The organism is Grimontia marina (genome assembly GCF_900060185.1).
Taxonomy (GTDB): domain Bacteria; phylum Pseudomonadota; class Gammaproteobacteria; order Enterobacterales; family Vibrionaceae; genus Enterovibrio; species Enterovibrio marinus.
Genome location: NZ_FIZY01000014.1, coordinates 80,129 through 107,018 on the forward strand (window position 1 = coordinate 80,129; position 26,890 = coordinate 107,018).

The window sequence follows — 26,890 nt, forward strand, 5'->3', positions numbered from 1 at the left end:
GTAGAACCATGCTACCGTGCTTCAAGGACGAATGCCACGTGCAAACCGGGGCAATTTTTCTTTATTGATCAGATAGCAAGCACACTCTTTGAGACGTTGGTTCACAAAACGGTTACCCCGCAATTCGTCTTCTCTGCGGGATTCGATGAGGTAGAGAAGATACCAGTAAACTGACTCGTAGTCGTCTTCTGAAGGACCGCCGGATATTGACAGTTGCCACCAATCCATAAACTGGTTTTGGCTGGAGTTTACTAAATTGTCGTAGGAGGCTTGGTGGAGAATGTAACGAATGACATCAGCAGCAAATGCCGGTGCATGTTGTCGAACATGTTCTCCGGCAAGCTCATCATTATTGGTTTCGGGATTGTCTGCAACGAGTTTTAGCATTCCCTCTTGACCTGTTACTTAATTGATAATAAGAATCTTCTCGATCAGTATAGGTTGTTGAGGAACATCACGCATGCGAGCCTCGGGGATTGTGATGGTCTTAACCTTTGCCATTTTCTCGACGGTGTTAAAACCTTCAATGACTTTGCCGAACACTGTGTAGCCGTATTTATGACTGTTACCATCCAGGTTACTGTTATTCCGTAGATTAACGTAGAATTGTCGCGTCGCAGAGTCTGGAGCCTTACGCCTCGCCATCGCAATCGTTCCACGCTCGTTACCTAGCCCATTCTTTGATTCGTTAACCACTTCACCATAGGTATTTGGACGTGGTTTGAATGACGCATCGTAACCACCTCCTTGTGCAACGAATCCAGGGATAACACGGTGAAACTGGGTGCCCACATAGCTTCCATCTTCCACATATTTGAGGAAGTTCTCTACGCTTTTAGGTGCTTTTTCTGGGTAGAGCTCTAGTTTGAAGTTACCCACGCTGGTTTCAACGCTAACCACAGGGTTTGCTGCCATAGCCTGGGCAGCAAACAAAGAGATGACAACAAGTACAGTTTTTAACACATTTTTCATTAGAAGTTCTCGTTCATAAATGTCATGAGTTGTTGGTCACGCGCAATGTCTTGCAATACGGCTTCGAGTAGGCTGTTCAGGGCCATTTCCATGTCTTCTACAGATGCGCTGGTAGAGCCTTCAGTGGTCGATTTACCAGTATAGCGCTTCACGAACTTGTTCTGACCATTATCGGCAACCAATTGGATCTGAACGTTGGTGTTCATAGTATGGGAGAAAACACTGTGCTCTACCTTCACTAAGGCATCAAGCAGATCCATGCGTAGCTTACCTTTGCTGTCAGCAACCACTTTATAGCCTTGTGAATTTAACTGACGGATAAGCGCATCTTCCAATACCACACGCACGTTTGAGGTAGCCTGAATTGGTTGTACATTTTTACGGCCATTATCCACTACGGCAACAAATTGTGCGGTACGCAGGTCGCGGCTCTCTACCGTAACCGGTTTACTTTGCGCGACTGGTACGGATGAGACTGAAGGCTGAGGCGCAATCGTCATCTGAGGTTCGCGGGGGGACGAGCAAGCAGTCAGGCCCAGTAACAGTCCGGAAACAAGCAGTAGTTTTTTCATGAGTTAACGCATCCCTTTAGAGTCAGGCTGTTTATAAGCCTCGACAATAACAAACTTACGGTCAGAAGCAATGACTTGTGCATTGCCAAAAAGACGTTTCAATTTAGCATGATAGCCGAGGTGGCGGTTCCCAATCACTACAATGCGCCCATTGGGTCCAAGAACCCGTCTGGCGTCACAAAACATTTGCCAAGCGATGTGATCCGTCACTGTGTTCAGTTGATGGAATGGTGGGTTACATAACACCAAGTCAGCACTGTTTGGCTCAAAACCATTCAAGCAGTCGTTGACTCTGCAATCGAAACGTCCCGCTGTAATACCATGTTTAAGCAGGTTAGCAGATGCTGATGCCACAGCCATGTGACTTTCGTCCACGGCAGTCACTTTGGCCTGAGGGTTACGGCGTGCAGCTTCCACTGAAAGCACCCCGTTTCCGCATCCTAGATCAATGATATGTTTGAAGTCTTCGTTACTTGGAATATGTTTGAGCATCAAGTAGGCCGCAATATCTAGACTTTCCGAAGAAAACACATTGGCATGGTTTTGCAGCGTCATTTGGTAATCAGTAACATCAAAAGACGTGGTTTCAACAGGTGCTGATCCAAGTTGCTTTTCTTTCAGACAGAAAATCAACCGTGCTTTTTTCTTGGCCAGTGAGGTGTGTGTAGTACCAATATGTTTTTCGAACAGTTTGAGCGTTGATGTGTGAATATCTTTCGTTTTTGCGCCTGCGATAACTTGCACACCTATTCGCGAGTATTGCGATATTTGCTGGAGTTGCCAAACCAAAAAACGTGTGTATTTCGGAAGCTTCATCACAATGATATCAGCATCGTTCGGCAATGGTTCTAGCGATGAAATAAAATTCACACTGTTCAGGTTATTTTTACTGAGGTTCGCATCAGCACTGATTTGGGCGAGATGTGAATCGCTGGCAGCGGTAACGTGGTACCCTTTTTCTGCAGCCCAACAGCTTATTGCGCCAAAACCATCGTTTAGCACGAGAAGATGGCTACCTGCTGGCAGTTCGGCCTGTTCCAGTTGTTCAATCAAGTATTCATCAGCCGCATCCCATGCTTGCAGAGTGTCGTTTTTCTGGATGGGGTAACGGCGTAAAGAAAATGCCTTACCGGAAATGTCTAATGTTGTCTTCATGAGAGGTATCGGCGAAGTGCTTGTGAGAATAGAGTATATTGTCGCAAATAATATACCGAAAACGGCGCAATATGCAGGTTGTGTTGGGATTTATTTGTATTGACTGACTCATGGAAAAAGTGCCAACGCTAAACCATGAATTTCTGCAGTTGATTGAGATTCAGAACCAACCCAGTGCATTCAGCCCGTTACGTTTAAAGCCAGAGGGAACAATGAAAGTTCAGCATAGAATTGAGGAAAAACTCAATACCGCTTTTTCACCGGTGCATTTGGATGTGAAAAACGAAAGTTACATGCATAACGTACCGGAAGGGGCAGAAAGCCACTTTAAAGTCACCGTTGTCAGTGAACAGTTTGAAGGAAAACGCCTTATCGCAAGGCACCGTGCGGTAAACCAGGCTCTGAGTGAAGAATTGCAAAATGATATCCATGCACTTGCAATTCATACTTATACTGAAGGGGAGTGGCGTGAAATAAATGAGCAGGCTCCGGTCTCTCCGCCATGTCACGGTGGCTCTGTTTTAGATACCGAGTAGTGATTGACAATGGGCTGTTTTAAACAGCCTTTTTAGCGCAGTAAGGAAAATCACTACTGGATATCAGTCGTAAAGCTTGGGACCAAAACCGTCCTGAAATGTGAGCAGATGTTAAAAAATCTGAGTGTATTAGCGTGTCCGAGATGACGACAGGTCTACGTGATAGATGTTATTTCTCTAACAACTAATCTACATCACGTTTGCACCATAAGTTGTGCACCTGCTCATACTTATCGCTTACAATTGAGCATAGTTTGTTCAGTTGCTGAAAATTCAGGGTGTATCACGGTGATTGCCGTGGAATAGCGACTTTGGTTGATGATAGAATCCACCGCTTGAAAACTGACCCCATGCCTCGAATTGTTGCGGGTTGGTGATGAGGAAGTTGCGAAGGTGAGCGGATGAATCGCTCAGCCAGACAGTGGAAAGTCGTGTATTAAACTGCGCAATAACAGAATTTTTTCCCGTTAATGTAGTGCAAGTGCGTATGATTACAATAAAAAAGGGTTTGGATATCCCAATTGCCGGGACTCCAGCTCAGGTGATAAATGATGGCCCTGCCATCAAAAAAGTCGCCTTGCTTGGCGAAGAGTACGTTGGCATGCGTCCAACGATGCATGTTCGTGTTGGGGATGTAGTGAAAAAAGGTCAGGTTCTTTTTGAAGACAAGAAGAACCAAGGCGTTAAATTTACTGCTCCTGCAGCGGGTACTGTGGTTGAAGTTAACCGCGGTGCAAAACGTGTTCTTCAGTCTGTTGTCATCGAAGTAGAAGGCAACGAGCAAGTCACTTTCAACAAATACGAAGCCTCCGACATCGCAGGCCTGGATCGTCAAGTGGTTGTAGACCAACTTGTTGAGTCAGGTGTGTGGACGGCGCTCCGTACCCGCCCATTCAGCAAAACACCAGCGGTTGACGCAAGTCCTGCAGCTGTTTTTGTTACAGCGATGGACTCAAACCCTCTGGCTGCAAACGCAGAGCTGATCATTAATGAACAGCAAGAAGCGTTTGTAGCAGGTCTGGACGTGCTTTCACGCCTGACCGACGGTAAGGTGTTTGTGTGTAAAGGCGAATCCAGCCTGCCGCGTAGCAACCAAGCCAATGTGGAAGAGCAAGTGTTTAATGGTCCTCACCCAGCAGGTCTGGTTGGTACCCACATTCACTTCTTGCGTCCTGTTGGTATGGACGTGCAGGTTTGGCACCTGAACTATCAAGACGTTATCGCTTTCGGTAAGCTTTTCCTCACTGGTGAAGTTTATACAGATCGCGTCGTTTCTCTGGCAGGTCCGGTTGTTAACAATCCTCGTCTCATCCGCACGCAAATCGGTGCTTCTATCTCAGACATCACTGACAATGAGTTGATGCCTGGTGAAATCCGTCTCATTTCTGGCTCCGTACTAAGTGGTACGAACGCTGGTGGTGTTCACGGTTACCTCGGTCGCTATCACCTTCAGGTGAGCGCGCTTCGTGAAGGTCGTGAAAAAGAACTGTTTGGCTGGATTACTCCAGGTAAGAACAAGTTCTCCGTTACCCGCGCATATTTAAGCCAGTTCTTTAAAGGCCAGCTGTTCAACATGACCACTACCACAAACGGTAGTGAGCGCTCTATGGTGCCAATCGGTAACTACGAGCGTGTGATGCCTCTGGACATCGAGCCGACTCTGCTGCTGCGTGATATCTGTGCAGGTGACCTGGACAGCATGTCTCAGCTGGGCGCACTGGAACTGGATCCTGAAGATCTTGCTCTGTGTACTTTTGTTTGCCCTGGCAAGTACGATTTTGGCCCTATGCTCCGCGAGTGCCTGGATCAAATTGAGAAGGAAGGGTAAGCGATGAGCCTGAAGAATTTTCTTGAAGATATCGAGCATCACTTCGAGCCGGGTGGTAAACACGAGAAGTGGTTTGCGCTGTACGAAGCAGTAGCGACTGTTCTTTACACCCCAGGCCTAGTGACCAAACGCGGTGCGCACGTTCGTGACAGCATCGACTTGAAGCGCATCATGATCATGGTGTGGCTTGCTGTGTTCCCTGCCATGTTCTTTGGCATGTACAACGCTGGTAACCAAGCCATCATGGCACTGAACTCTATGTACGGTGCAGAACAACTGGCAGCAGTTGTTGGCGGTAACTGGCACTACTGGCTGACAGAAATGTTGGGCGGTACGCTGACACCAGATGCAGGCTGGGGCAGTAAAATGGTACTGGGTGCCACTTACTTCCTGCCTATCTACGCAACGGTATTTATCGTGGGCGGCTTCTGGGAAGTCCTGTTCTGTATGGTGCGCAAGCACGAAGTCAACGAAGGTTTCTTCGTAACTTCTATTCTGTTTGCACTGATCGTTCCGCCAACACTTCCTCTGTGGCAAGCAGCACTGGGCATTACCTTTGGTGTTGTTGTAGCAAAAGAAATTTTCGGTGGTACCGGTCGTAACTTCCTGAACCCTGCACTGGCTGGCCGTGCGTTCCTGTTCTTTGCATACCCTGCACAGATTTCAGGTGACCTGGTTTGGACTGCGGCTGATGGTTACTCAGGTGCGACTGCGCTGAGCCAATGGGCTCAAGGTGGTCAAGGCGCGCTGGTTAACAACATCACTGGTCAAGCGACCTCTTGGATGGATGCATTCATTGGTAACATCCCAGGCTCAATCGGTGAAGTGTCAACGCTGGCAATCTTCATTGGTGGTGCAATGATCGTTGCGATGCGAATCGCATCTTGGCGCATCATTCTGGGTACCATGATTGGTCTTGTTGCTACAGCGACTCTGTTCAACATCATCGGCTCTGATACTAATCCAATGTTCAGCATGCCATGGCATTGGCACCTGGTTCTGGGTGGCTTCGCGTTCGGTATGATGTTCATGGCAACTGACCCAGTTTCCGCGTCGTTTACCAACAAAGCGAAATGGTGGTACGGCATCCTGATCGGTGCGATGGCAGTGATGATTCGTGTGGTTAACCCAGCGTACCCAGAAGGTATGATGCTGGCTATCCTGTTCGCGAACCTGTTTGCGCCGCTGTTCGACAACCTGGTGATCCAGGGCAACATCAAACGGAGACTGGCTCGTGTCAAGCAATAACGATAGCATTAAAAAAACGCTGACCGTAGTTATCGCACTGAGCCTCGTGTGTTCAGTTGTGGTATCGTTTGCGGCCGTTTCTCTGCGTCCTCTGCAAGAGAAAAATGCCGTGCTGGACGTACAGCGCAACATCCTTTCTGTTGCTGGTATCGATGCGAACGGCAACATCACTGGAACCTTCGACAAGTTCATCGAACCACGTCTGGTTGACCTGAAAACAGGTGACCTTGTAGGTACCGTTGAAGAAGCGAAGGCTTTTGACCAACGCATTGCAGCGTCTGACCCTTCTCAGTCAGTCAAACTGACTGCAGACAAAGATATCGCCAAGATTGGCCGCCTGTCTGACATCGCCAAGGTTTACTTGGTAAAAGATGGCGCGGGTCAAACTGAACGTCTGATCCTGCCAGTACACGGCAGTGGTCTATGGGGCATGATGTATGCTTTTGTTGCACTGGACACAGATGGCAAGACCGTTTCTGACATCGCTTACTACCAGCACGGTGAAACTCCGGGTCTGGGGGGCGAAGTTGAAAACCCTCGCTGGCGTGCACAGTTCGAAGGCAAACTGCTGTTTGATGACAAAGGCATGCCTGCGCTGAAAGTTGTTAAAGGCGGTGCTCAACCTGGAGATGTCTACGGTGTAGACGGTCTGTCAGGTGCGACTCTGACTTCAAACGGTGTACAGCACACCTTTGACTTCTGGTTTGGTGACAACGGCTTTGGCCCATTTCTGAAGAAAGTTCAACAGGGAGAGCTGATCAATGGCTGATTCTAAAGAACTGAAAAAGAATCTTTGGTCTCCGGTACTAGACAACAACCCAATTGCCCTTCAGGTACTGGGTGTGTGTTCTGCACTGGCAGTTACCACCAAGCTGGAAACGGCGTTTGTAATGACCATTGCGGTAGTATTCGTAACGGCATTCTCGAACCTGTTCGTCTCGCTTATTCGCAACCACATTCCAAACTCTGTACGTATCATCGTTCAGATGGCGATCATCGCATCGCTGGTAATCGTGGTAGACCAGATCCTGAAAGCATATGTTTACGACATCTCTAAGCAGCTGTCTGTATTTGTTGGCCTGATCATCACCAACTGTATCGTTATGGGTCGTGCAGAAGCGTACGCGATGAAGTCGCCGCCACTGCCATCATTCATCGATGGTATCGGTAACGGTCTGGGTTATGGTTTCGTACTGATCTCTGTTGGTTTCTTCCGCGAACTGCTGGGCTCAGGCAAGCTGTTCGGCGTATCAATCCTGCCTCTGACCTCAGAAGGCGGTTGGTACCAGCCAAACGGTCTGATGCTTCTGGCCCCATCAGCGTTCTTCCTGATCGGCTTCCTGATCTGGGTTGTGCGTTACTTCAAACCTGAACAAGTAGAAGCGAAGGAGTAAGGACGTAATGGAACATTACATTAGCCTGCTGGTTCGTTCGATTTTCATCGAAAACCTGGCACTGTCTTTCTTCCTGGGTATGTGTACTTTCCTGGCAGTATCCAAGAAAGTAAAAACCTCTTTCGGTCTAGGTGTTGCGGTAATCGTAGTACTGTCTGTGGCCGTTCCGGTTAACAACCTGATTTACAACCTGGTACTGAAAAACGGTGCGATTGTTGAAGGCGTGGATCTTAGCTTCCTGAACTTCATCACTTTCATCGGCGTTATCGCGGCACTGGTACAGATCCTGGAAATGGTTCTGGACCGCTTCTTCCCGCCGCTATACAACGCACTGGGTATCTTCCTGCCGCTGATCACAGTGAACTGTGCAATCTTCGGTGGTGTATCTTTCATGGTTCAACGTGACTACAACTTCATGGAGTCTGTGGTTTACGGTTTCGGCTCTGGTGTGGGCTGGATGCTGGCGATTGTTGCGCTGGCAGGTATCCGTGAAAAGATGAAGTACTCTGACGTACCACCTGCACTTCGTGGTCTGGGTATTACCTTTATCACTGTAGGTCTGATGGCGTTAGGCTTTATGTCTTTCTCCGGTGTTCAACTGTAAGTCGGGTAAACCGCGAATTAAGGAATAGTCAATGGACATTATTCTTGGTGTAGTGATGTTTACTCTAATCGTACTGGCTCTGGTACTGGTGATTCTGTTCGCCAAGTCCAAGCTGGTACCATCAGGTGACATCACGATCGCTGTAAACGGCGATCCAAGCCTTGCAATCACCACGCAACCAGGCGGTAAGCTTCTGAGCGCGCTGGCGGGTGCAGGTGTATTCGTATCTTCAGCTTGTGGTGGTGGTGGTTCATGTGGCCAGTGCCGCGTGAAAGTGAAATCAGGTGGTGGTGATATTCTGCCAACTGAACTTGACCACATCAGCAAGGGTGAAGCACGTGAAGGTGAGCGTCTGGCCTGTCAGGTAGCAATGAAAACTGACATGGACATCGAGCTCCCTGAAGAAATCTTCGGCGTGAAGAAGTGGGAATGTTCTGTTATCTCTAACGATAACAAAGCAACCTTCATCAAAGAGCTGAAGCTACAAATTCCAGACGGCGAGTCAGTACCGTTCCGTGCGGGTGGTTACATCCAGATCGAAGCGCCTGCTCACCACGTTAAGTACGCAGATTACGATATTCCAGAAGAATACCGTGGAGACTGGGAGAAGTTTAACCTGTTCCGTTACGAGTCCAAGGTTAATGAAGAAACCATTCGTGCGTACTCAATGGCGAACTACCCAGAAGAGTTTGGCATCATCATGCTGAACGTGCGTATTGCGACGCCACCACCTAACAACCCAGACGTACCACCAGGCATCATGTCTTCGTACATCTGGTCATTGAAGGAAGGTGACAAGTGTACGATCTCTGGTCCGTTTGGTGAGTTCTTCGCGAAAGACACTGATGCAGAAATGGTATTTGTGGGCGGTGGTGCAGGTATGGCACCAATGCGTTCACACATCTTCGACCAGCTTAAGCGTTTGAAGTCTAGCCGTAAGATGTCTTTCTGGTATGGTGCGCGCTCTAAGCGTGAAATGTTCTACGTAGAAGATTTCGACGGATTGGCAGCAGAAAACGAAAACTTCGTTTGGCACTGTGCACTGTCTGATCCTATGCCAGAAGATAACTGGGATGGCTACACTGGCTTCATCCACAACGTGCTGTTCGAGAACTATCTTAAAGATCACGAAGCGCCAGAAGATTGTGAGTACTACATGTGTGGTCCTCCAATGATGAACGCCGCCGTGATCGGCATGCTGAAAGACTTGGGTGTTGAAGACGAGAACATCCTACTGGATGACTTCGGTGGCTAATCGCCCCGCTGTCTGAAGGAGATAATGGCTGGCCTTAGGGTCAGCCATTTTGCATCTAATCAGACAGAATCATTGTTTTCTGAATGGCTTTTCAAGCTCACCAAAGTCGAAAGTGATTCTTTCTGATCCCCTTATAATCAACTGGATGATGTAATGAAAAAATTCCTGTTGTCTGCCGGTCTAATGATTAGCGCACTGCTGGTTTTGACTGGATGCGAACAAGCACCTCAGCAAACACACCTGACAGGTTCCACCATGGGAACCTATTACTCGGTGAAATACGTTTCTGACTCAGATCTGCCGGCTTCTAGCGATATTCAGGCGGAAATTGATGCGCGTCTGGAGTTGGTGAATGACCAAATGTCCACTTACCGCAAAGACTCAGAGTTGAGTCTGTTTAACCAGCAAAAAGGTAGTGAACCATTTACTGTGTCGAAAGATACGGCAAAAGTGGTGACGGAAGCGATTCGTCTGAACATACTGTCCGACGGAGCATTGGATGTCACCGTTGGACCGCTGGTTAACCTTTGGGGGTTTGGTCCTGAAGGACGTCCTGATCGTGTTCCAACAGAAGCGCTGATCGAAGAGCGCCGTGCGATGACAGGGATAGATTTCCTGACTGTGGATGGCAATAACTTGATCAAAACAAATCCAGATTTGTATGTCGATCTGTCATCGATTGCCAAAGGTTTTGGCGTGGATGTGATTGCTGACTACTTAGCTTCACTGGGAATCGAAAACTACCTGGTGGAGATCGGTGGTGAGCTTCAACTGAATGGTAAGAATGCTGAAGGGCAACCATGGCGAATTGCCATTGAAAAGCCAACTTCTGATCAACAAACCGTTCAGGAAATCATTGCACCGGGCGATATGGCTATCGCTACATCAGGTGACTATAGAAACTATTTTGAAGAAAATGGTGTTCGCTACTCGCACACTATCAACCCGGCAACAGCCAAGCCAATCAACCACCGTTTGGTGTCTGTAACGGTACTTGATAAGTCTTGTATGACAGCGGATGGTCTATCTACGGCCTTTATGGTGATGGGCCCAGATGCGGCGCTTGCATTAGCGAACCAGGAAAATATTCCTGCATTTTTCATCTTAAAGACGGATAGTGGATTTAACGAAGTCGCATCGGATGCGTTCAAACCATATCTAACACGTTAAAGGTAATAAGATGTCTGTGTATCTGATAACCTTCGCGGTATTCATTCTGGTGATTACTGGTATGTCTATTGGCTTCATTATTCAGCGCAAAACGATCAGCGGAAGCTGTGGTGGTTTGGGCGCAGTGGGTATCGAGAAAGAATGTGATTGCCCAGAACCATGTGACGCGCGTAAGAAGCGAGAAGCTCGGGCAGCGAAGACTGAAGAGTGGAAAAAGAACCAAATCATCTAAATTTAAAAAACCGCCGAGAGGCGGTTTTTTTATGACATATGCAAACTCAGGCTCCTCTTTTCTTTGATAGGTATTGTGAATTGTCAGATTGACACATGGTCACATTACTGTGTATATAAACAGTGTTTGGTTTGGGCGAATGAGTTTATGAGAAAGATAATCCACGTCGACATGGATTGTTTTTACGCGGCAGTAGAGATGCGGGATAACCCGGCACTGCGTGACATCCCTCTTGCTATTGGCGGTTCTGAAAAGCGCCGAGGGGTGATCTCGACCTGTAATTATATTGCCCGTAAATATGGCGTTCGCTCTGCCATGGCGACGGGCCATGCCTTGAAACTTTGTCCGAATCTCACTGTGATTCGAGGGGACATGAACAAATACAAAAGTGTTTCCCATCAAATCCGTTCAATCTTCGAGCGCTACACCAACAAGATTGAGCCCCTTTCTCTTGATGAGGCATATCTGGATGTTAGTCAATGCTCACTTTTTCGTGGTTCTGCGACCATGATTGCTGAGGATATCCGGCGTGCTATTCGTGATGAACTTGGCTTGACTGCATCGGCGGGGATTGCACCGGTAAAATTCGTGGCTAAGGTCGCCTCTGATCTCAATAAACCCGATGGCATGTATGTCGTCACACCTGATGAGGTCGATGACTTCGTAAAAACGTTAGCACTGGAGAAAATTCCCGGTGTTGGAAAGGTTACCTTGGGAAAACTTCATGAGATGGGACTGTATAAAGGCGAAGACGTGCAGCAATTTGATAAGAATGCTTTGCTCAAACGGTTTGGAAAGTTTGGTCTGTCTTTATGGAAGCGTTGCCATGGCATTGATGAACGTAGTGTGGAAACAGAGCGTGTCAGAAAGTCAGTAGGTGTTGAGCGAACCTTGCCAGAGGACATCCAAACCGAAGCAGAATGCCTCGATGTTATGGCCTCACTGTTTGAAGAGATGGAAACAAGGCTTAAGCGTGTCTCGCCCAATATGGAAATTGTTCGTCAGGGTGTGAAACTCAAATTTTCAGACTTCCAGCAAACCACCGTGGAGCATCGCCAGTGGCGTTATGACAATGCGATGTTCCCTGAGTTATTACGCGAAGCATTAGCGCGTCAGCAAGGAAGGGGGGTGCGGCTGATTGGCTTATCTGTTGGTTTGAAATCTGAAGAGAAGAACCAGCCTTCGCAACTCAGCTTCGAGTGGTAATGGTTTGGAAGGAGCCATGAATTGAAAAGAGCGCCAATTGGCGCTCTTTCTCTTTGGATTAAGCTTTTTCAGGGATGGCTTTCAACATTCCCACCATTTGCTCCCAGAAAAGCCCCACGGTAGCAATTTCCACTTTTTCATCCGGTGAGTGCGGGAACTTGATAGTCGGGCCGAAGGAGATCATATCCATGTTTGGATACGGCTCCTTGAATAGGCCACATTCAAGACCGGCGTGAATCACCATGATGTCAGGAGCACGACCATAGATGTCTTCATAGGTTTTTCTGAAAACATGCATGATTTCTGATTCTGGGTCCGGCTTCCAACCCGGGTACGCGCCAGAGAAGGTCACTTTGGCTCCAGCCAGCTCACCGGTGGATTTCAACATGCTTTCTACATAGCTGCGGCCACTGTCTGCCAATGAGCGGATCAGGCAGAGTAGGGTCATCTTGTCGTCTTCAGTCGTAATCACGCCAAGGTTAAGCGAGGTTTCAACTACACCGGGAATGTCGTCGCTCATGCGAATCACGCCGTTTGGACAGGCATTGATGGTGGCGATAATACGGCTTTGTACCGAAGGCTTCAGAGCTTGCTCGGAGAGCTCGGCATCCAGAACCGATAGTGCGATGGAGGTCTCTACAGCGCCCAGTTCTTCCTTCAGCAGAGATTCAAAATGATTGAAGAGGTTCGCCAGCTTCTCTTCGTTGGCTGCTGGGACAGCAACATCTGCAAAAGCTTCGCGTGGGATGGCATTGCGAAGTGTACCGCCGCGGACTGAAAGTAGGCGAAGACCCAATTCGTTCGCGTGACCAGCTAGAAAACGGCCCAACAACTTGTTGGCATTTGCACGGCCGGTGTGAATATCAACACCGGAGTGGCCGCCTTTCAGGCCTTTAATCTGAAGCGTTTTACCGACGTAGCCGCCGCCTAGAGTCTCGCGCTCCAAAGAGAATGCTATGGAGGCATCTACACCGCCTGCGCAACCCATGTAGATTTCGCCTTCTTGCTCAGAGTCGGTATTCAGGAGGATCTCACCTTCCAACCAACCTGCCTTCAGACCAAACGCGCCAGTCATACCCGCTTCTTCATCAATGGTCAGCAGAACTTCCAGTGGGCCATGTTCAATGTCTTTAGACGCCAGAACCGCAAGACATGTCGCCATGCCCATACCGTTGTCTGCACCCAGAGTGGTGCCATCGGCGGTAACCCATTCCCCGTCAATGTAAGGACGGATAGGATCGGTCGTGAAATCATGGTCCGTGTTTTCGTTTTTCTGCGGCACCATATCGATATGTGCCTGAAGCACTACACCTTTGCGGTTTTCCATACCCGCTGTGGCTGGCTTTCTTATGATCACGTTGCCGATATCATCTCGGGTAACAGAAAGGCCTTCACTGGTAGCCCAGTCAACAATGTACTGTGCCAGTTGCTCTTCATGCTTGGATGGGTGAGGGATGGAACAGATCTTATCGAAAAACTGCCACACAGGTTGTGGCGATAGTTGGCTGATTTCTGACACAGGCTTTCTCCAGAAAACTAGGAATAAAAAGGCATTTCGCAAAGCCAAGATGGCTTCTATACCCAAATAACATACCATTTCCATATGCAAAAACGGCACGCCACTGGGGCATGCCGTCAAACTAACAGAATTTGTAACGTAAAAGTATGCTTTGTTAAAAGCATATCTCTGAATGGCGAGTGAAAGCTTACATCTTGAACTGACCGATTGCACTCTTGAGCTGAACGCCGACGGCTGACAGAGCAAGACTCTGTTCCGTCAGGTCTCGGCTTTGTTCAACGGTTTCGCGCCCTTTACTGACAAGGTTGTTCAGGTTGATGTTGATCTCTTCTGTTGCTGCGGCCGTCTGGTTGCATGCAGATGCAATAGATTGTGTAACGTCTGTGATGTCCCTAACTTTAGCGTCTATGGCTGTTAAGGCTTGTAGGGTTAGTTGGTTGTGTTCGGCTGTAGCCTCAGAAAGGGTCTGCGTTTTGCCTAGCTCAGCATTGAGGGATGAAGCACGGGTTTGCAGCGAGGTAATGATGGTTTCAATTTCATCTGTGCTTTGTTGGGTACGAATAGCCAAGGTGCGGACTTCATCAGCCACTACCGCAAAGCCCCGTCCTTGATCGCCAGCGCGTGCAGCTTCAATAGCAGCATTCAGCGCAAGTAGATTGGTTTGTTCAGCGATGGCACGAATAACATCTAGCACCTGACCCACATTCTTTGAGTCATCTGAAAGCATATTCGCTTCGTTAGAAGCGCTCTGAATACTATTAACCATCCCTTGCATCTGGTGGTGCATATCGTTGACAACTTTTTGACCTTGATGGCATTCATTTGTAGCAAGTTGCGCTTCCTGCGCAGCATGTGCGGCTGAAGAAGCCATTTCTTGATTACTGGCCAGCAGTTCATTGACGGCGGCGGAAATGCTGTCGATTTCTGCACTTTGCTGATTTGCCAGTCTTTCGGAACTTTCAGATAAACGAGCCATTTCATCCGCTGATTTGGCGAGCGTGTCAGACACTGGATTTATATCTCCGACTATGCCACGAATTTGTTCGATGAAACGGTTGAAGAAGCGGGCTATCTGACTGAGTTCGTCTCGACCGGAAGAAGGTAGTCTGTTTGATAGATCTCCCTGACCACTCGATATATCTTCCAGTGCTTTGGCCGTATTGACGCTTGGTGCAACGATAGATTGTCCGATAATTGCGCTGATAAAAAGAACTATTCCAAAAATCACTGTCATACACGCAATCAGAAATGTAATCCCGCTGGCAAAATTAGATTTTACGTCATCCACATATATGCCTGTGCCCAGAATCCAGCCCCAGGGCTGAAAAAGCTTCACATAAGAACTCTTTTGAACAGGGACGTCAGAATCCGGCTTACTCCAAAAATAGTCAACAAAACCACCTCCTGAACGTTTGGCTGTTGATGCCATTTCAACGAACAGACGATTCCCCGCCTTGTCTTCAAATTGACTAAGATCTTTACCATTTAACTCAGGCTTAATAGGGTGTAAGACCATTGCAGGCTGACTGTCATTAATCCAAAAGTAGTTGCCCTGGTCATATCGGAGAGCCGCAATCGCATCAAGAGCGGCCTGCTTGGCTTCTTGTTCCGTTATATCGCCATTTTTATAGCGGTTGTAATGGTATTCAATTAGTGAATGGCCGCTTTCCACAAGTACTTTGGTTTCATCCTTTTTATACTCCATTAAGGCTTGGTAGTTTTGACTGGCGAATAGATAAATTGGGATTACCATGGCGCTTAGAATAATCGCGACAAGTATGAAAACCCTCTGGCGGATTTTGATATTACGAATAGCGTTGACAAGCATCAGAGTACATTCCTATGTTGTGACTGAAGGAGCTACAGCATCAACTGCAGTTTGTCCGTGGTTCGCTTTTCAGCTGGGTTTAGAGCAGCCTATATGAGCGAGTCCTATCTTGTGGTGTCTTAATTATAGTTACACTGTCTACTTTTTCAGCATGACGTTTGGTATTCAAGCAATTATGGTGAAATAGCTAGATGTCTTAACATTTTTCTCTATAACATTTGAAACTGTGTGTAATTAAATTACATCAACTAAAGGGTTTTCAGGTAAAGAGTGATCTATGTCGCTTTATTGGTTGTAATAAAGTAACGAAAAAGCTATTATCCCGCTGTCCCTTGGATTGGGCTCTTTGCCCGGGACATGGCCATGCGCTTTCATTTGTTTATGGATAAGCCCGAAATGTATTCGTCTCCACGGAACCGAGCTTTTAACGAAGCTGCATTCTTTTCGAATTTTTTTGAGGTAATAAGCTGATGAAAGGTAGTTCAGCGTGTCAATACTGGAATCGCGGTTCTGTATACACCACTAATTTTCGCTATCCGGCGATGTTCGGGTACAGCCGTAAGTAAGTTTACTTGTTCCCCCTGAGGACCGAGGTCCTCAACTGTAATACCCCGCTCTAACAGATACTTTGTTTCCGTAGTTTGGGAACGCCATTTTTATCTGGCGCCACTTTTAAAGTGGCGTTTTTTTTACCTATCAATTGGTGAATCATTGAGCAGATCTCATTCTGTTCAGCCACTTCTTTATATAACTCTCAGATTTCAACACAGTACATTTATTAAGCAGCGTTTCCTTCTAACATAATATGTACAGACCCTAGGGTCGCGAACTGTCGTTTAATTCGCCAGCAATCAAGATTTTCAAGTGGTTATTCACGCTGGAAATTTTGTGATGTGGCGGGTAATATGCGCGTCAAATTTTCACGCAAACGTTTTCCACAAACGTTTGCGTGAAAATTTTCCAAATTCTTACTTTCCAAGGAACAGAAAGCCATGCTTGAGCGTCTTTTTAAACTGAAAGAGCAAGGTACAGATATCAAAACCGAGGTTATTGCAGGACTGACTACCTTCCTGACAATGGCTTACATCATTTTCGTAAACCCAGCGATTCTATCTGAAACAGGTATGGATCGTGGTGCAGTCTTTGTTGCAACCTGTTTAGCGGCGGCAATTGGCTGTTTCATCATGGGCTTGGTTGCAAACTATCCTGTGGCCCAGGCGCCAGGTATGGGTTTGAATGCATTCTTTACCTACACTGTTGTGTTCCAGATGGGTTACTCATGGCAGGTGGCATTGGCCGCAGTATTCCTGTCGGGTGTATGTTTTATTGCGTTAAGCCTGTTCAAAGTGCGTGAGTGGATTATCCACTCAATTCCGCTTTCACTGCGCACCGGTATCTCTGCGGGTATCGGTATGTTTCTGGCGCTGATTGCATTGCAAAACTCCGGCATTGTTGTTGACCATCCAGCAACGCTGGTTTCAATGGGCGATTTGTCTGCTTTTGGTCCTGCGATGGCAGCATTGGGTTTTTTCTTGACTATTGGCCTAGTTAACCGCGGCATCAAAGGTGCAGTAATGATTGCGATTCTTATCGTGACTGCATTGGGTGTGTTGTTCGGCGAAATCCAATATGGCGGCATCATGTCTGCACCACCAAGCATTGCTCCAACTTTTATGCAGCTTGATTTTGCCGGTGCGATGGAAGTCGGTCTGATTTCTATCGTGTTTGCTTTCCTTTTCGTTGACTTGTTTGATACAGCGGGCACCTTGGTAGGTGTTGCGCAAAAAGCAGAGCTACTGGATAAAGATGGAAAACTGCCACGTCTGAACCGTGCGCTGTTGGCTGACAGTACCGCGACTACTGTGGGTGCGGTTCTGGGTACATCGAATACTACGTCATATATTGAAAGTGTGTCAGGGGTTGCTGCAGGTGGGCGTACCGGTCTGACTGCAGTGACTGTGGGTATCATGTTCCTGCTTGCGTTGTTCTTCTCTCCATTGGCAGGTATGGTTCCGGCTTATGCAACTGCGGGTGCATTATTTTACGTCGCTATCCTTATGATGTCGGGCCTGGTGGGCGTTAACTGGCGTGATTTGACGGAGGCGGCACCTGTTGTGGTTGTGTGTTTGCTGATGCCGTTGACCTATTCAATTGCTCACGGTATCGGTCTGGGCTTTATCTCTTACTGTGCTATCAAAGCATTCAGCGGTAAAGGACGTGATGTGCCTATCAGTATTTGGGTTCTTGCTGCCCTGTTCTTGCTGAAATTCGTTATGTAAGACACAATACGCCGCAATCGTTTGACTGAGTTAAATTGGCGTCTAACGCCTGAGGTTTTCTAAATGAGCAACAAGTTTTTTATCACCTGGGACAACATGCAAATGTACACCCGTCAACTGGCTGAAAAACTGCTACCTGCAGATCAATGGAAAGGCATTATCGCGGTAAGCCGCGGTGGTCTGGTTCCTTCAGCGATTTTGGCGCGTGAACTGGGTATTCGCCATGTGGATACAGTTTGCATTTCTAGCTACGACCACGATCACCAGCGTGATATGCGTGTTCTGAAGAAAGCAGACGGCGACGGCGAAGGCTTCCTGGTAGTGGACGATCTGGTTGATACTGGCGGTACTGCAGAAGTCATTCGTGAAATGTATCCGAAAGCGAAATTCGTGACTGTTTGTGCGAAGCCGGCAGGTAAACATCTGGTAGATGACTATGTGGTAGACATCCCTCAGGATTGCTGGATTGAGCAACCTTGGGACATGGGCGTAACTTTCGTTGAGCCAATCTCAAAGCGTTAATTGCTAAAGAACTTGAAAAGCCCCTTTATGGGGCTTTTTTTATGTCCAAATTTAGGCGTCTATCATTCAGGTGAGGTCATGGTTTTCAGTTTGTTTGGGTATACAATAGTGTCAGTTCAGATACCTAAACAGGGAGAGGTTCCGTGAGCGAAACCGAATCCGAAAACCTTTCAGTAAAACTCTTCAAACAACACAAGCATGCCAAGGAAACCTCGACCATTGTTGGGTCGGTCAACCAATCGGCAAATTGTGTTCACAACACTTTAGATGGAGACAGCAATAACAGCTGGTACCGTACGCTGCGTCGCCCTCAGTGGATTTGGCAAGGTATTGATCCCATTGAGATGGAAGCAACTTTGGCGCGTATTGCGGGCTCTGATAATAACCGCACCAGTGAAACGCTATTGGATACGGTTGTGGGTTATCGACCTGGAAACTGGTCCTATGAATGGACGCAGGAGGGCATGAAGCATCAGAAGCTTGCGCAAGAGAGCGAAGAGCGGGGAAACAAAACTGATGCTGCGGAGCATTGGCTACATGCCTGTACCCATTTCAGTATTGCTGCCTACCCCCATTTAAAAGGCGATCCTCTTTCTTTGCAGGCTGAAGTGTTGGCCAACAAGGCTTTCCACTCTGCAATTGAAAAATCCCAATACAAAATCAAAAACATCATCACTAAGGTTGATGGTAAACCGCTCGAAGGTTTCCTGTACCTTCCCCATACCAATGAGCCTTTACCTACTGTGATCGTCAGTGGTGGTTTGGATACATTGCAGACTGACTTATGGCGTCTGTTCGAAACCTACTTTGCACCTGCGAATATCGCCATGCTGACTTTGGATATGCCGTCTGTTGGTCGTAGCTGTCATTGGCCCCTGAGCGAGGATACCAGCAAGTTGCATCAGGCGATGCTGAGTGAGCTCACTTCAGTACCTTGGGTTGACCATCATCGTGTCGGCTGTATGGGCGTACGTTTTGGCGGTAATGCTGCAGTTCGTATGGCGTTTGTGGAAGAGAATCGTATCAAGTCTTGCGTATCCATTGGTGGGGTATTGCACGCCTTACTGAGTGATATGCAGCGCCTTAGACAGATCTCACCGATGCATCTAGATACTATCGCTTCCCGAATGGGGAAAGTGCAGGCGTCAACATCGTTTTTGACTCAGTTGCAAGCGCTATCGCTAAAAAATCAAGGACTGCTATCCGGCCGAAAAACCAAAGTGCCGGTATTGGCGTTAAGCCTGGAAGGTGACCCAGTTTGCCCAGAAACGGATAATCAACTTGCTGCACTCTACAGTTTTGGTGGCAAGGCGAAGACGCTACCCAATAGATCACTTCTTGATGGATATCACAGAATAATGAATGATGCTGTGAAATGGTTTAGCGATACATTGTGATATAGATCTTCTTAACGGCGTGGAGCATTCATTAAATGCTCAAAGCAATGCTCGATGGGACGATATATTGATCGTAGCGTGTTATACAAGCATTACCTGCTGGTAAAAATACACATAATAAAAATAGGGGATTCGCGCTAAACAGCCCCTTTTTTGCCGGTACGCGGTAGTGTTGAAACGGAACTTTTCTCGTCTTATGGGAGCTTGCTATGACCGATGAAACAAAAACGCTTTCACATGGGCGCCTGCTGACGCGTTTTGCGCAGTTGGGGCCTTACTTACGCCAAAATAAATGCTCGGAAGAAGGTTATTTCTTTGATTGCCTTTCTGCTTGCGTGAATGCCAAAAAATCACCGGAATGCCGTGAGTTTTGGGGCTGGTGGATGGAAATCTCACCAAAAGAGGGTGGGTTTGAGTACGCTTATACTTTCGGTAAATTCGATACCGAGGGCGCGTGGAAGGCGGAGAATGTACCAAATAAGTCTTCTACCGAAGTAAAAGCCTCGCTTGATGCGTTTTATTCAAAAATAACTGAATTTGTCGAAGGCGAATTGGGATTGGAAATCAGTGCCAAGCCTTCACTGAAAGAGCCTAAGCTGGGTTCTGCAGCCTAAACCTCTCCTTTTGATGAATTATGTGATTGAGTTGCTTTAATCACTTGTTATCTTGGTCTGGGATTGATAAAAGAAGGGCTTAATTGCTTTTATGTTGTCAATATCATGTCAGGCCAAGAAAACGTTTCATCTGTCTATTCTGGTGCTGGCGATACTTCTGATCGCCAGACCATTGTCGTCAAACTCGGTACCAGCGTACTGACCGGTGGCTCCAAGAAAATCGACCGCGCACACCTTGTTGAATTGGTACGTCAATGCGCCATGCTTATCCGTCAGGGACACAAAGTCATTGTTGTCACTTCTGGTGCGATTGCTGCGGGTCGTGAACACCTCAATTATCCCGAACTTGCGCCGACTATTGCTAATAAGCAAATGCTGGCTGCGGTAGGTCAAAGCCGCCTTATCCAGGAATGGGAAAGCATGTTTGCCATTTATGGCATTAACATTGGTCAAATGCTGCTGACCCGCGCTGATTTGGATGACCGCGAGCGTTACCTCAATGCACGTGACATGCTGCAAGCACTGCTGGCAAATAACATTGTGCCTGTTGTGAATGAAAACGATGCGGTCGCGACGGCAGAAATCAAAGTCGGTGACAACGATAACCTGTCAGCACTGGTCGCGATTTTGGCTGAAGCAGACAAGCTTTTATTGCTGACTGACCAACCGGGTCTATTCACTGCTGATCCACGCAGCAATCCTGATGCAGAGCTTATCCGCGAAGTACATACCATCGATGAGACCCTGCACAAACTGGCTGGCGGCAGTGTCAGTGGGTTAGGTACAGGTGGTATGGCAACCAAACTGCAGGCAGCAGATGTCGCCCGCCGTGCAGGTATTGAAGTGACGATCGCAGCAGGCAGCCGTCCGGAAGTGATTCAACATTTAGTGGATGGCAAAGAAGCCGGTACGCGCTTCCTTCCATTGGAGTCACCTTTGGAAAGCCGCAAGCGTTGGATTCTGGCTGGGCCTCCTCCTGCGGGGAACATCATTATTGACGACGGTGCTGCGAAAGCAGTGGTTGAGCGTCACAGCAGCCTGTTATCAAAAGGTATTACTGGCGTAGAAGGTCACTTTGACCGCGGTTCAGTAGCACGCATCTGCGACCAGAAAGGTAAGCAGTTGGCACGCGGTATTTGTCGCTACTCAAGCAAAGATCTCAGCGCGATTGCGGGTCGACACAGCCAGGATATTCAAGATATTCTGGGGTACGCTCACGGCGCGGTCGCAGTGCATTGCGACGACTTGGTCGTTATCGATTAATCAGACTGTGGCAGAAGCCGCGGTTATTCAGGAAGAGCAATAGAGGCTGAAATGAGTCTTCAACAAATGGGACGTGCAGCGAAAGACGCTGCTTACGCACTGGCAACGGCACCAACAGCGCAAAAGAATAAAGCGCTGGCAGTCATTGCTGACGAATTGGAAGCGAACGCAGCAACTATCCTTGCTGCCAATGCAAAAGACATCGATGCGGGACGCGAAGCGGGTTTGCCCGACGCGATGCTGGATCGTCTTTTGCTGAACGAAGCGCGTCTGGCGGGTATTGCTGCTGACGTTCGCAACGTGATTTCGCTGTCTGATCCCGTCGGCAGCGAGATTGACTGCAAAGTGCTGGAAAACGGCATGACACTGAGCCGTCGCCGCGAACCCATTGGCGTGATTGGCGTGATCTATGAAGCGCGCCCGAACGTGACCATTGATATCGCTTCTTTGTGTCTGAAAACCGGCAATGCCAGCATTTTGCGTGGTGGTCGTGAAACCTTCCATTCAAACGTTGAGTTGGTGAAAGTGATTCAGACCGCGCTGGAAAAAGCTGATTTGCCAGCCGCATCTGTGCAGTACATTGAAAAGCCAGATCGCGAACTTGTGGGTGAGCTGCTTCGCCTAGACGAGTATGTTGACATGATCATCCCTCGCGGCGGCGCGGGACTTCACAAGATGTGCAAAGAAAACAGCACGATTCCTGTGATCATTGGCGGCTTCGGCATCAGCCATCTGTTCGTGGATAAAACTGCTGATCTCGAGCGCTCGCTGGATGTGATCATTAATTCCAAGGTTCAACGTCCTTCTGCGTGTAATGCGCTGGATACCTTACTGGTACACGAAGCGGTTGCCGCTGAGGTGCTGCAAAAACTGACGCCATTGTTCAATGACAACAAGCTGAAAATCGTTGCTGATAAAGCGTCGCTACCATTGCTGGACGGCGTTACAGATCTGCAGGAAGTAGCGGACGGTGATTTCGATACCGAATGGCTGAGTTACACGCTGGGTGTGGCTGTCGTCGCCGATGTGCATGCAGCGCTCAAACATATGCGTGACCACAATGCGAGCCACTCAGATGCGATCCTGACTAACGACCTGGCAGCAGCAGAAGCCTTTATCAATGGCGCAGGTTCTGCGGCGGTATACGTGAATGCGTCTACTCGCTTCACAGACGGCGCACAGTTCGGTCTGGGTGCAGAGGTTGCGGTATCTACTCAGAAACTGCACGCACGCGGTCCTATGGGCTTGGAAGAGCTCACCACCTACAAGTGGGTCGGTAAAGCAGACTACCTGCCACGCGCTTAACCTGCGCACCGAGTGAATCTTGAAAGGCACGCGAAAGCGTGCCTTTTTCTTTTCTGCCAATCTCTTTGAAGGTAATCTCTCGCCAACCTTCACGATTGAAAAAGACCGCCATGGATTACACCACGCTTTCCCGCATCAGCCTGAAAAACCTCACTGTGATGCATGTGCTCTTGATGACGCACAGCGTGACACAAACGGCAGAGATCCTTTGCGTGACGCAATCAAGTGTCAGTAAGGCATTGGGGCAGCTTAAATCCGATCTGAATGACGAACTCTTTTTCCGTCGTGGCAACCAACTGATGCCGACGCAATACGCGCTCAGCATTGGTCCTGCTATCCATAATGTGCTTTCCAATATCAGCGGTATCTTTGAGCAGGGTGAATTCGCACCGGAGAGGTTTGGCGGCAGTCTGTCACTCGCCATGCGGGAAAGTACGTTTGAACTTTTCGCGCCCACGCTATGTGATATTTCCCAAAAACTGGGTGCCAGTGCGCAGCTCAGTATTTCCACCAAGGAGCAATTCAGTTTCGAAGCGCTGCTCAGTGGGAAACTGGATTTTCTCGTACTTCCTCACGATGTCAGTCAGCCACCGACGCTCAGTAAGAGCCTTGTCTGGCAGACGATTCTGGAGGATGAAATGGTGTGTTTGATGAACCCAAACCATCCGTTGGCTGATGTGGAGTTAGACATTGATGGCTACCTGAGTTGTCGCCATATCAACGTGATAGATAAAGATTTGTCAGAGCCGTATTTCGAACAAACCCTGACCCAGCACCATGGTGCGCGCCAGATAGCCATGCGCGTGGCGGACTTTGGGTCGGCTGCATCTACCTGTCACCACTCAAACTACCTGTTTACCTGCTCTAAACGTTGGGCGGAAACTGCGTTGCAGGCAAAAGGGCTGGTGGCGAAACCCCTGCCGTTTGATTATGGGCAGGTGGCATACAGTCTGGTGTGGAATACGGTGAGCCTGAACAATCCAGCGTGTCGTTGGCTTCATAGTCAGCTTCTTGCCAAAAGCTAAACGCCAGCCCAAATTGGATGGTGAGTTAGGTATAAATGGTCGGTTTCAGCATCGGCCGCTGAATGTGGGCGAACAGCAAGTCGTGAAAGCGATCCATTTCCGCTTCACTGCATTTTTCCCACTCTAATGCCTGACCCATCACGCCATGGTGCTGAAAGGCATTGAGGCGAATTTGAACCGATTCCGGCAGTTTATTGAGAAACGCGCCGACGGCATCCACTTCCGTATCCAAGTCACTTTTCCCCGGAATATGAAGTAAACGCACTTCGTGCAGTTTTCCCATCTCAGCCAGCAAGTCGATAGTCTCAATGACGCGGTGTTTATCGCGGCCAATGAGCCAACGGTGCGTCTCGGATTGCCAAGATTTTAAATCAATCATTGCGCCATCAAGGTAAGGGGCAACACGCTCCCAACCCGCGCGAGACAAAGAACCGTTGCTGTCGATAAAGCATGTCAGGTGTGACAACGCAGGGTCCGCTTTTACCGCTTTGAACAGCTCGATAATGAACGGCAGTTGCAGCGTGGCTTCACCGCCTGACACGGTAATGCCGTTCAGGAAAAAGTGGTGTTGGCGAACCAAGGCCAGCATGTCGTCCAAGCTGTAGCTGACAATTTTTGGATTGGACTTGTGAGGGCACACGTCGATGCAAAGATCGCAGTGGGTACACGTTGCCTCATCCCAAACCACTTTGCCTTCAGCATTGAATGACAGGGCTTCAGCAGGGCAGGGCGCTACACAATCGCCGCAATCGGTGCAGTGATTGATGGTATGCGGGTTGTGGCAGGTAATGCAGTCGAAATTACAGCCCTGCAAAAAGATGACCAGGCGGTTGCCCGGTCCGTCAACACAAGAGAATGTCAGGATACGGCTGACCAATGCGTTTGTCTTACTCGGTTTCACTGACATTCTCCGGCGGCATTGCTTTCTATCGCTTATTTGTAAACAGGCGTGGTCTCGAAGCTCACAACACGTGGTGCGCGGTCAAGAATACCTGTGTTGCAAGCTGCTTCTGCGCCCAGCCACGTGGTGTTCTTACGAGAACCTTCATCGTCGTATTTCGCAATGTCAGACAGTTTGATCATGTAACCCGTTACGCGCACCAGATCGTTTGACGCAACGTTCGCGGTGAACTCACGGTAGCCCATGTTGATTGCACCTTTACATAGGTTGAACATGGCTTCTGGGTTTGATTTTACTGTCTCGTCGATGGTCAGAATGTCACTGATACCCGAGGTGTAGTATTTGTGGTGACCAGCGGTTGCGTGCACGTAAGTCACTGGGTCTGGTTCAGTACCGTAAGGGATACGAACGCCCGGGGTTACGTCTTTATCGATGCTGATGCCACCTTGTGAGTGCAGTACCGCTTTACCGTTCAGGCCGTACTTCACAGGGCTCGCTTCAACAATCTCAGCCAGTTTTCCAGAGATTGCGTGGCCCAGTTCGTTTGCCGCGATGTCGTGACCGTACTTCAGTGACTGACCGTCTTTTTCCATCAGGATGTTGACGGCTTCCGCCATGCCGTAAATACCGAACATCGGCGCGAAACGGCCTTCTTCAATCAGCCCCTCTGTTGCCAGGAAGTGTTTGAAGTAGTTTGAAGATTCGTGCAGGAAGCTGCTGCGAACGTCCATCAGTTCAACCATCAGCTTGCTGTAGGTTGGCAACACTTCGTTCAGGAAGTCTTCTGCACTTTCCGCTTTCTCAGCAGCGTGCTTCAGGTTCATGCGCACTAGCGTGTTAGAACCGCCAGCCAGTGGCAGCGAGTTGTAGCAGCTCACGATACCGAAACGCTTGTCACCGTATGCCGCAGCGTGCATTGGGTAGTTCGCGATGTGTGGCTTGCTGCACTCAACAATGTTTGAGGTCGCTTGGCGCAGCAGGTCGTCAGAAGTCACCGCTGGGTCGTACATGAATGTCAGGTTCGGTGCGATTTGCTTCAGCTCAGCATCGACGCGCAGGATAGTGCGACAGATGATGTTGTCTGCTGGGCCGATGTTCGCGTGCATGAATGCGTCTGGCAGGGTGCGGTCCAGCATGATCCAGAAACGCTTAATTTTTTGGTAGATCTCTTCGTCTGACAGGTCGCCCACGTAAGGCATCAGCATGTCATCCAGTTGACCCACGTAAACAGGGATGTTGGTCACTGACGGTACGTGGTGGTAGATGATGTTCAGCATGTTAAGCGCATCATCCAGGTTCTCTGCTGGAGACAGCTCAAGGTACTCAGAACCCTGAGACAGGAACTTTGCGTAGTCTGGCAGCACGTAGCGAGGTTTGAACGGTGCGTGACCTTCAAACATGTCACAGATAACGCCGTCTTTCATCGCCTGCTCGATATCGTCCGAGATATCCATGTAAGGCAGGCTTGCTTCTGCTTCCAACGCCAGCCATTGGTTTTTCTGCTTTGGCGACAGGGTTGGGTTGTTGATGATTTGGTAGAAACGTTCTTGAAGTTCTGTCAGTTGCTTGCTCATGGAAAAGACCCTACTTTAATTTGGGTTTATACTAAGCGCGAATCCGGCTTGCCACTATTGAACTATCAAGAAGCGTGTTTTTCCAAAATGGAAATCCATGTTGTGGATGGAATTGACGTTTCAAAGGGTTGAAGGGGAGGGATCTGGGCCTGTACTCAGCGTAACTCAAAAATGTCGGGTGGACGACACTTGTTGCCAAGTGCCGTCTCCCTAAGAACCGTACGTGCAACTTTCACTGCATACGGCTCAAGCCTCCACAAAGGCATCGTTTGATACCCAGCAACTTATAACGCAGCCAGAGCAGGATCATTCCAAGTGTTGCGAACTAGCCTTTTGGACTTTCTCTTTGCCAAATATTCTTGGCATTCAGGGTCAAAAGGTGTTGCTGCACTTCGGATTTTTACATGTCTCTCGATAGGCACTTTGGCTATTTGGAAGAGATTGAACTGGCAATCCATACCTGAGATCTTCTGCCAACCGTGAAATTGCCA

25 protein-coding genes and 1 pseudogene are annotated in these 26,890 nt (G+C 48.4%); 17 read left to right on the plus strand and 9 right to left on the minus strand.

The genetic code is table 11. From position 1 onward, the window contains the following. Positions 1–21: 21 nt before the first annotated feature. From GMA8713_RS09520 to GMA8713_RS09535, 4 genes are read right to left on the minus strand one after another with little or no spacing between them, the layout of a single operon-like run. Entirely contained in the window at positions 22–387 is a 366-nt protein-coding gene (locus GMA8713_RS09520) for a hypothetical protein (RefSeq protein ID WP_062708487.1), read from the minus strand. 18 nt (positions 388–405) lie between these two features. Beyond that, positions 406–972, minus strand: coding sequence for a peptidylprolyl isomerase (locus GMA8713_RS09525; protein WP_062708489.1), 567 nt, complete (start codon positions 970–972; stop codon positions 406–408). After that, positions 972–1,544 (minus strand): YajG family lipoprotein, encoded by a 573-nt coding sequence (locus GMA8713_RS09530; RefSeq protein WP_062708501.1) that lies wholly within the window; start codon positions 1,542–1,544, stop codon positions 972–974. Before GMA8713_RS09530 ends, GMA8713_RS09525 begins: the two co-directional genes overlap by 1 nt. 3 nt (positions 1,545–1,547) lie before the next feature. After that, positions 1,548–2,699: a methyltransferase gene (locus tag GMA8713_RS09535; protein ID WP_062708504.1), complete on the minus strand. Its 1,152-nt coding sequence runs from the start codon at positions 2,697–2,699 to the stop codon at positions 1,548–1,550. Between the two features lie 212 nt (positions 2,700–2,911). Here GMA8713_RS09535 and bolA point away from each other — a divergent pair, with 212 nt between their 5' ends. The 10 genes from bolA to dinB all read left to right on the plus strand — a co-directional run bounded on the left by bolA (position 2,912) and on the right by dinB (position 12,172). Then, positions 2,912–3,235, plus strand: coding sequence for a transcriptional regulator BolA (bolA, locus tag GMA8713_RS09540; protein ID WP_062708553.1), 324 nt, complete (start codon positions 2,912–2,914; stop codon positions 3,233–3,235). Between the two features lie 487 nt (positions 3,236–3,722). Beyond that, entirely contained in the window at positions 3,723–5,063 is a 1,341-nt protein-coding gene (locus GMA8713_RS09545) for a Na(+)-translocating NADH-quinone reductase subunit A (RefSeq protein ID WP_002537037.1), read from the plus strand. 3 nt (positions 5,064–5,066) lie between these two features. After that, the gene (locus GMA8713_RS09550) at positions 5,067–6,311 is read left to right on the plus strand and encodes an NADH:ubiquinone reductase (Na(+)-transporting) subunit B (protein WP_002537040.1); all 1,245 of its coding nucleotides are present in this window, start codon (positions 5,067–5,069) and stop codon (positions 6,309–6,311) included. Next, positions 6,298–7,080, plus strand: coding sequence for a Na(+)-translocating NADH-quinone reductase subunit C (locus GMA8713_RS09555; protein WP_062708507.1), 783 nt, complete (start codon positions 6,298–6,300; stop codon positions 7,078–7,080). The genes GMA8713_RS09550 and GMA8713_RS09555 overlap by 14 nt, the downstream gene beginning before the upstream one ends. Further along, the gene (locus GMA8713_RS09560; RefSeq protein ID WP_062660629.1) at positions 7,073–7,705 is read left to right on the plus strand and encodes an NADH:ubiquinone reductase (Na(+)-transporting) subunit D; all 633 of its coding nucleotides are present in this window, start codon (positions 7,073–7,075) and stop codon (positions 7,703–7,705) included. The genes GMA8713_RS09555 and GMA8713_RS09560 overlap by 8 nt, the downstream gene beginning before the upstream one ends. A gap of 7 nt (positions 7,706–7,712) precedes the next feature. Then, positions 7,713–8,309, plus strand: a complete 597-nt coding sequence (gene nqrE / locus GMA8713_RS09565) for an NADH:ubiquinone reductase (Na(+)-transporting) subunit E (protein ID WP_002537045.1) — start codon at positions 7,713–7,715, stop codon at positions 8,307–8,309. Between the two features lie 31 nt (positions 8,310–8,340). Next, positions 8,341–9,564, plus strand: coding sequence for an NADH:ubiquinone reductase (Na(+)-transporting) subunit F (gene nqrF, locus GMA8713_RS09570; RefSeq protein ID WP_062708510.1), 1,224 nt, complete (start codon positions 8,341–8,343; stop codon positions 9,562–9,564). A gap of 153 nt (positions 9,565–9,717) precedes the next feature. After that, positions 9,718–10,734, plus strand: a complete 1,017-nt coding sequence (locus tag GMA8713_RS09575) for an FAD:protein FMN transferase (RefSeq protein ID WP_062708513.1) — start codon at positions 9,718–9,720, stop codon at positions 10,732–10,734. Positions 10,735–10,744: 10 nt separating this feature from the next. Then, positions 10,745–10,966: a (Na+)-NQR maturation NqrM gene (gene nqrM / locus GMA8713_RS09580; protein ID WP_002537052.1), complete on the plus strand. Its 222-nt coding sequence runs from the start codon at positions 10,745–10,747 to the stop codon at positions 10,964–10,966. Between the two features lie 147 nt (positions 10,967–11,113). Then, positions 11,114–12,172, plus strand: a complete 1,059-nt coding sequence (gene dinB, locus GMA8713_RS09585; RefSeq protein ID WP_062708516.1) for a DNA polymerase IV — start codon at positions 11,114–11,116, stop codon at positions 12,170–12,172. Positions 12,173–12,230: 58 nt separating this feature from the next. Here dinB and GMA8713_RS09590 read toward each other — a convergent pair whose 3' ends face one another. Both GMA8713_RS09590 and GMA8713_RS09595 read right to left on the minus strand, forming a co-directional pair. After that, on the minus strand, positions 12,231–13,691 hold the full coding sequence (locus GMA8713_RS09590; protein ID WP_062708519.1) for an aminoacyl-histidine dipeptidase: 1,461 nt from the start codon (positions 13,689–13,691) through the stop codon (positions 12,231–12,233). Positions 13,692–13,878: 187 nt separating this feature from the next. Next, positions 13,879–15,519, minus strand: coding sequence for a methyl-accepting chemotaxis protein (locus tag GMA8713_RS09595; protein WP_062708522.1), 1,641 nt, complete (start codon positions 15,517–15,519; stop codon positions 13,879–13,881). 992 nt (positions 15,520–16,511) lie between these two features. Between GMA8713_RS09595 and GMA8713_RS09600 the strand changes: the two genes are divergently transcribed. The 7 genes from GMA8713_RS09600 (at position 16,512) to GMA8713_RS09630 (ending at position 23,924) form a co-directional block, all read left to right on the plus strand. Further along, positions 16,512–17,798 carry an NCS2 family permease gene (locus GMA8713_RS09600; RefSeq protein ID WP_062708525.1) on the plus strand — a complete coding sequence of 429 codons (1,287 nt, stop codon included), beginning with the start codon at positions 16,512–16,514 and terminating at the stop codon, positions 17,796–17,798. Positions 17,799–17,861: 63 nt separating this feature from the next. After that, positions 17,862–18,320 carry a xanthine phosphoribosyltransferase gene (gene gpt, locus GMA8713_RS09605; RefSeq protein WP_062708528.1) on the plus strand — a complete coding sequence of 153 codons (459 nt, stop codon included), beginning with the start codon at positions 17,862–17,864 and terminating at the stop codon, positions 18,318–18,320. A 143-nt stretch (positions 18,321–18,463) separates the two neighbouring features. Then, positions 18,464–19,717 (plus strand): esterase FrsA, encoded by a 1,254-nt coding sequence (frsA, locus tag GMA8713_RS09610; RefSeq protein ID WP_062708531.1) that lies wholly within the window; start codon positions 18,464–18,466, stop codon positions 19,715–19,717. 209 nt (positions 19,718–19,926) lie between these two features. Further along, positions 19,927–20,331, plus strand: a complete 405-nt coding sequence (gene crl, locus GMA8713_RS09615) for a sigma factor-binding protein Crl (protein WP_062708533.1) — start codon at positions 19,927–19,929, stop codon at positions 20,329–20,331. Between the two features lie 105 nt (positions 20,332–20,436). Further along, positions 20,437–21,594: a glutamate 5-kinase gene (gene proB, locus GMA8713_RS09620; RefSeq protein WP_062708535.1), complete on the plus strand. Its 1,158-nt coding sequence runs from the start codon at positions 20,437–20,439 to the stop codon at positions 21,592–21,594. Positions 21,595–21,645: 51 nt separating this feature from the next. Then, positions 21,646–22,899 carry a glutamate-5-semialdehyde dehydrogenase gene (locus GMA8713_RS09625; protein WP_062708538.1) on the plus strand — a complete coding sequence of 418 codons (1,254 nt, stop codon included), beginning with the start codon at positions 21,646–21,648 and terminating at the stop codon, positions 22,897–22,899. 110 nt (positions 22,900–23,009) lie between these two features. Beyond that, complete coding sequence (locus GMA8713_RS09630) at positions 23,010–23,924, plus strand: LysR family transcriptional regulator (RefSeq protein ID WP_062708556.1); 915 nt, start codon at positions 23,010–23,012, stop codon at positions 23,922–23,924. Positions 23,925–23,949: 25 nt separating this feature from the next. On the opposite strand, the gene GMA8713_RS09635 is transcribed toward GMA8713_RS09630, so the two are convergent. The 3 genes and pseudogenes from GMA8713_RS09635 to GMA8713_RS26725 form a co-directional block, all read right to left on the minus strand. Beyond that, positions 23,950–24,831 carry a YjjW family glycine radical enzyme activase gene (locus tag GMA8713_RS09635; protein ID WP_062708540.1) on the minus strand — a complete coding sequence of 294 codons (882 nt, stop codon included), beginning with the start codon at positions 24,829–24,831 and terminating at the stop codon, positions 23,950–23,952. Positions 24,832–24,857: 26 nt separating this feature from the next. Beyond that, a complete protein-coding gene (locus tag GMA8713_RS09640) occupies positions 24,858–26,399 on the minus strand; it encodes a YjjI family glycine radical enzyme (protein WP_062708542.1) in 1,542 nt (513 codons plus the stop codon). A 284-nt stretch (positions 26,400–26,683) separates the two neighbouring features. Further along, positions 26,684–26,890 (minus strand): annotated as a pseudogene (locus GMA8713_RS26725) (group II intron reverse transcriptase/maturase); the annotation flags it as partial.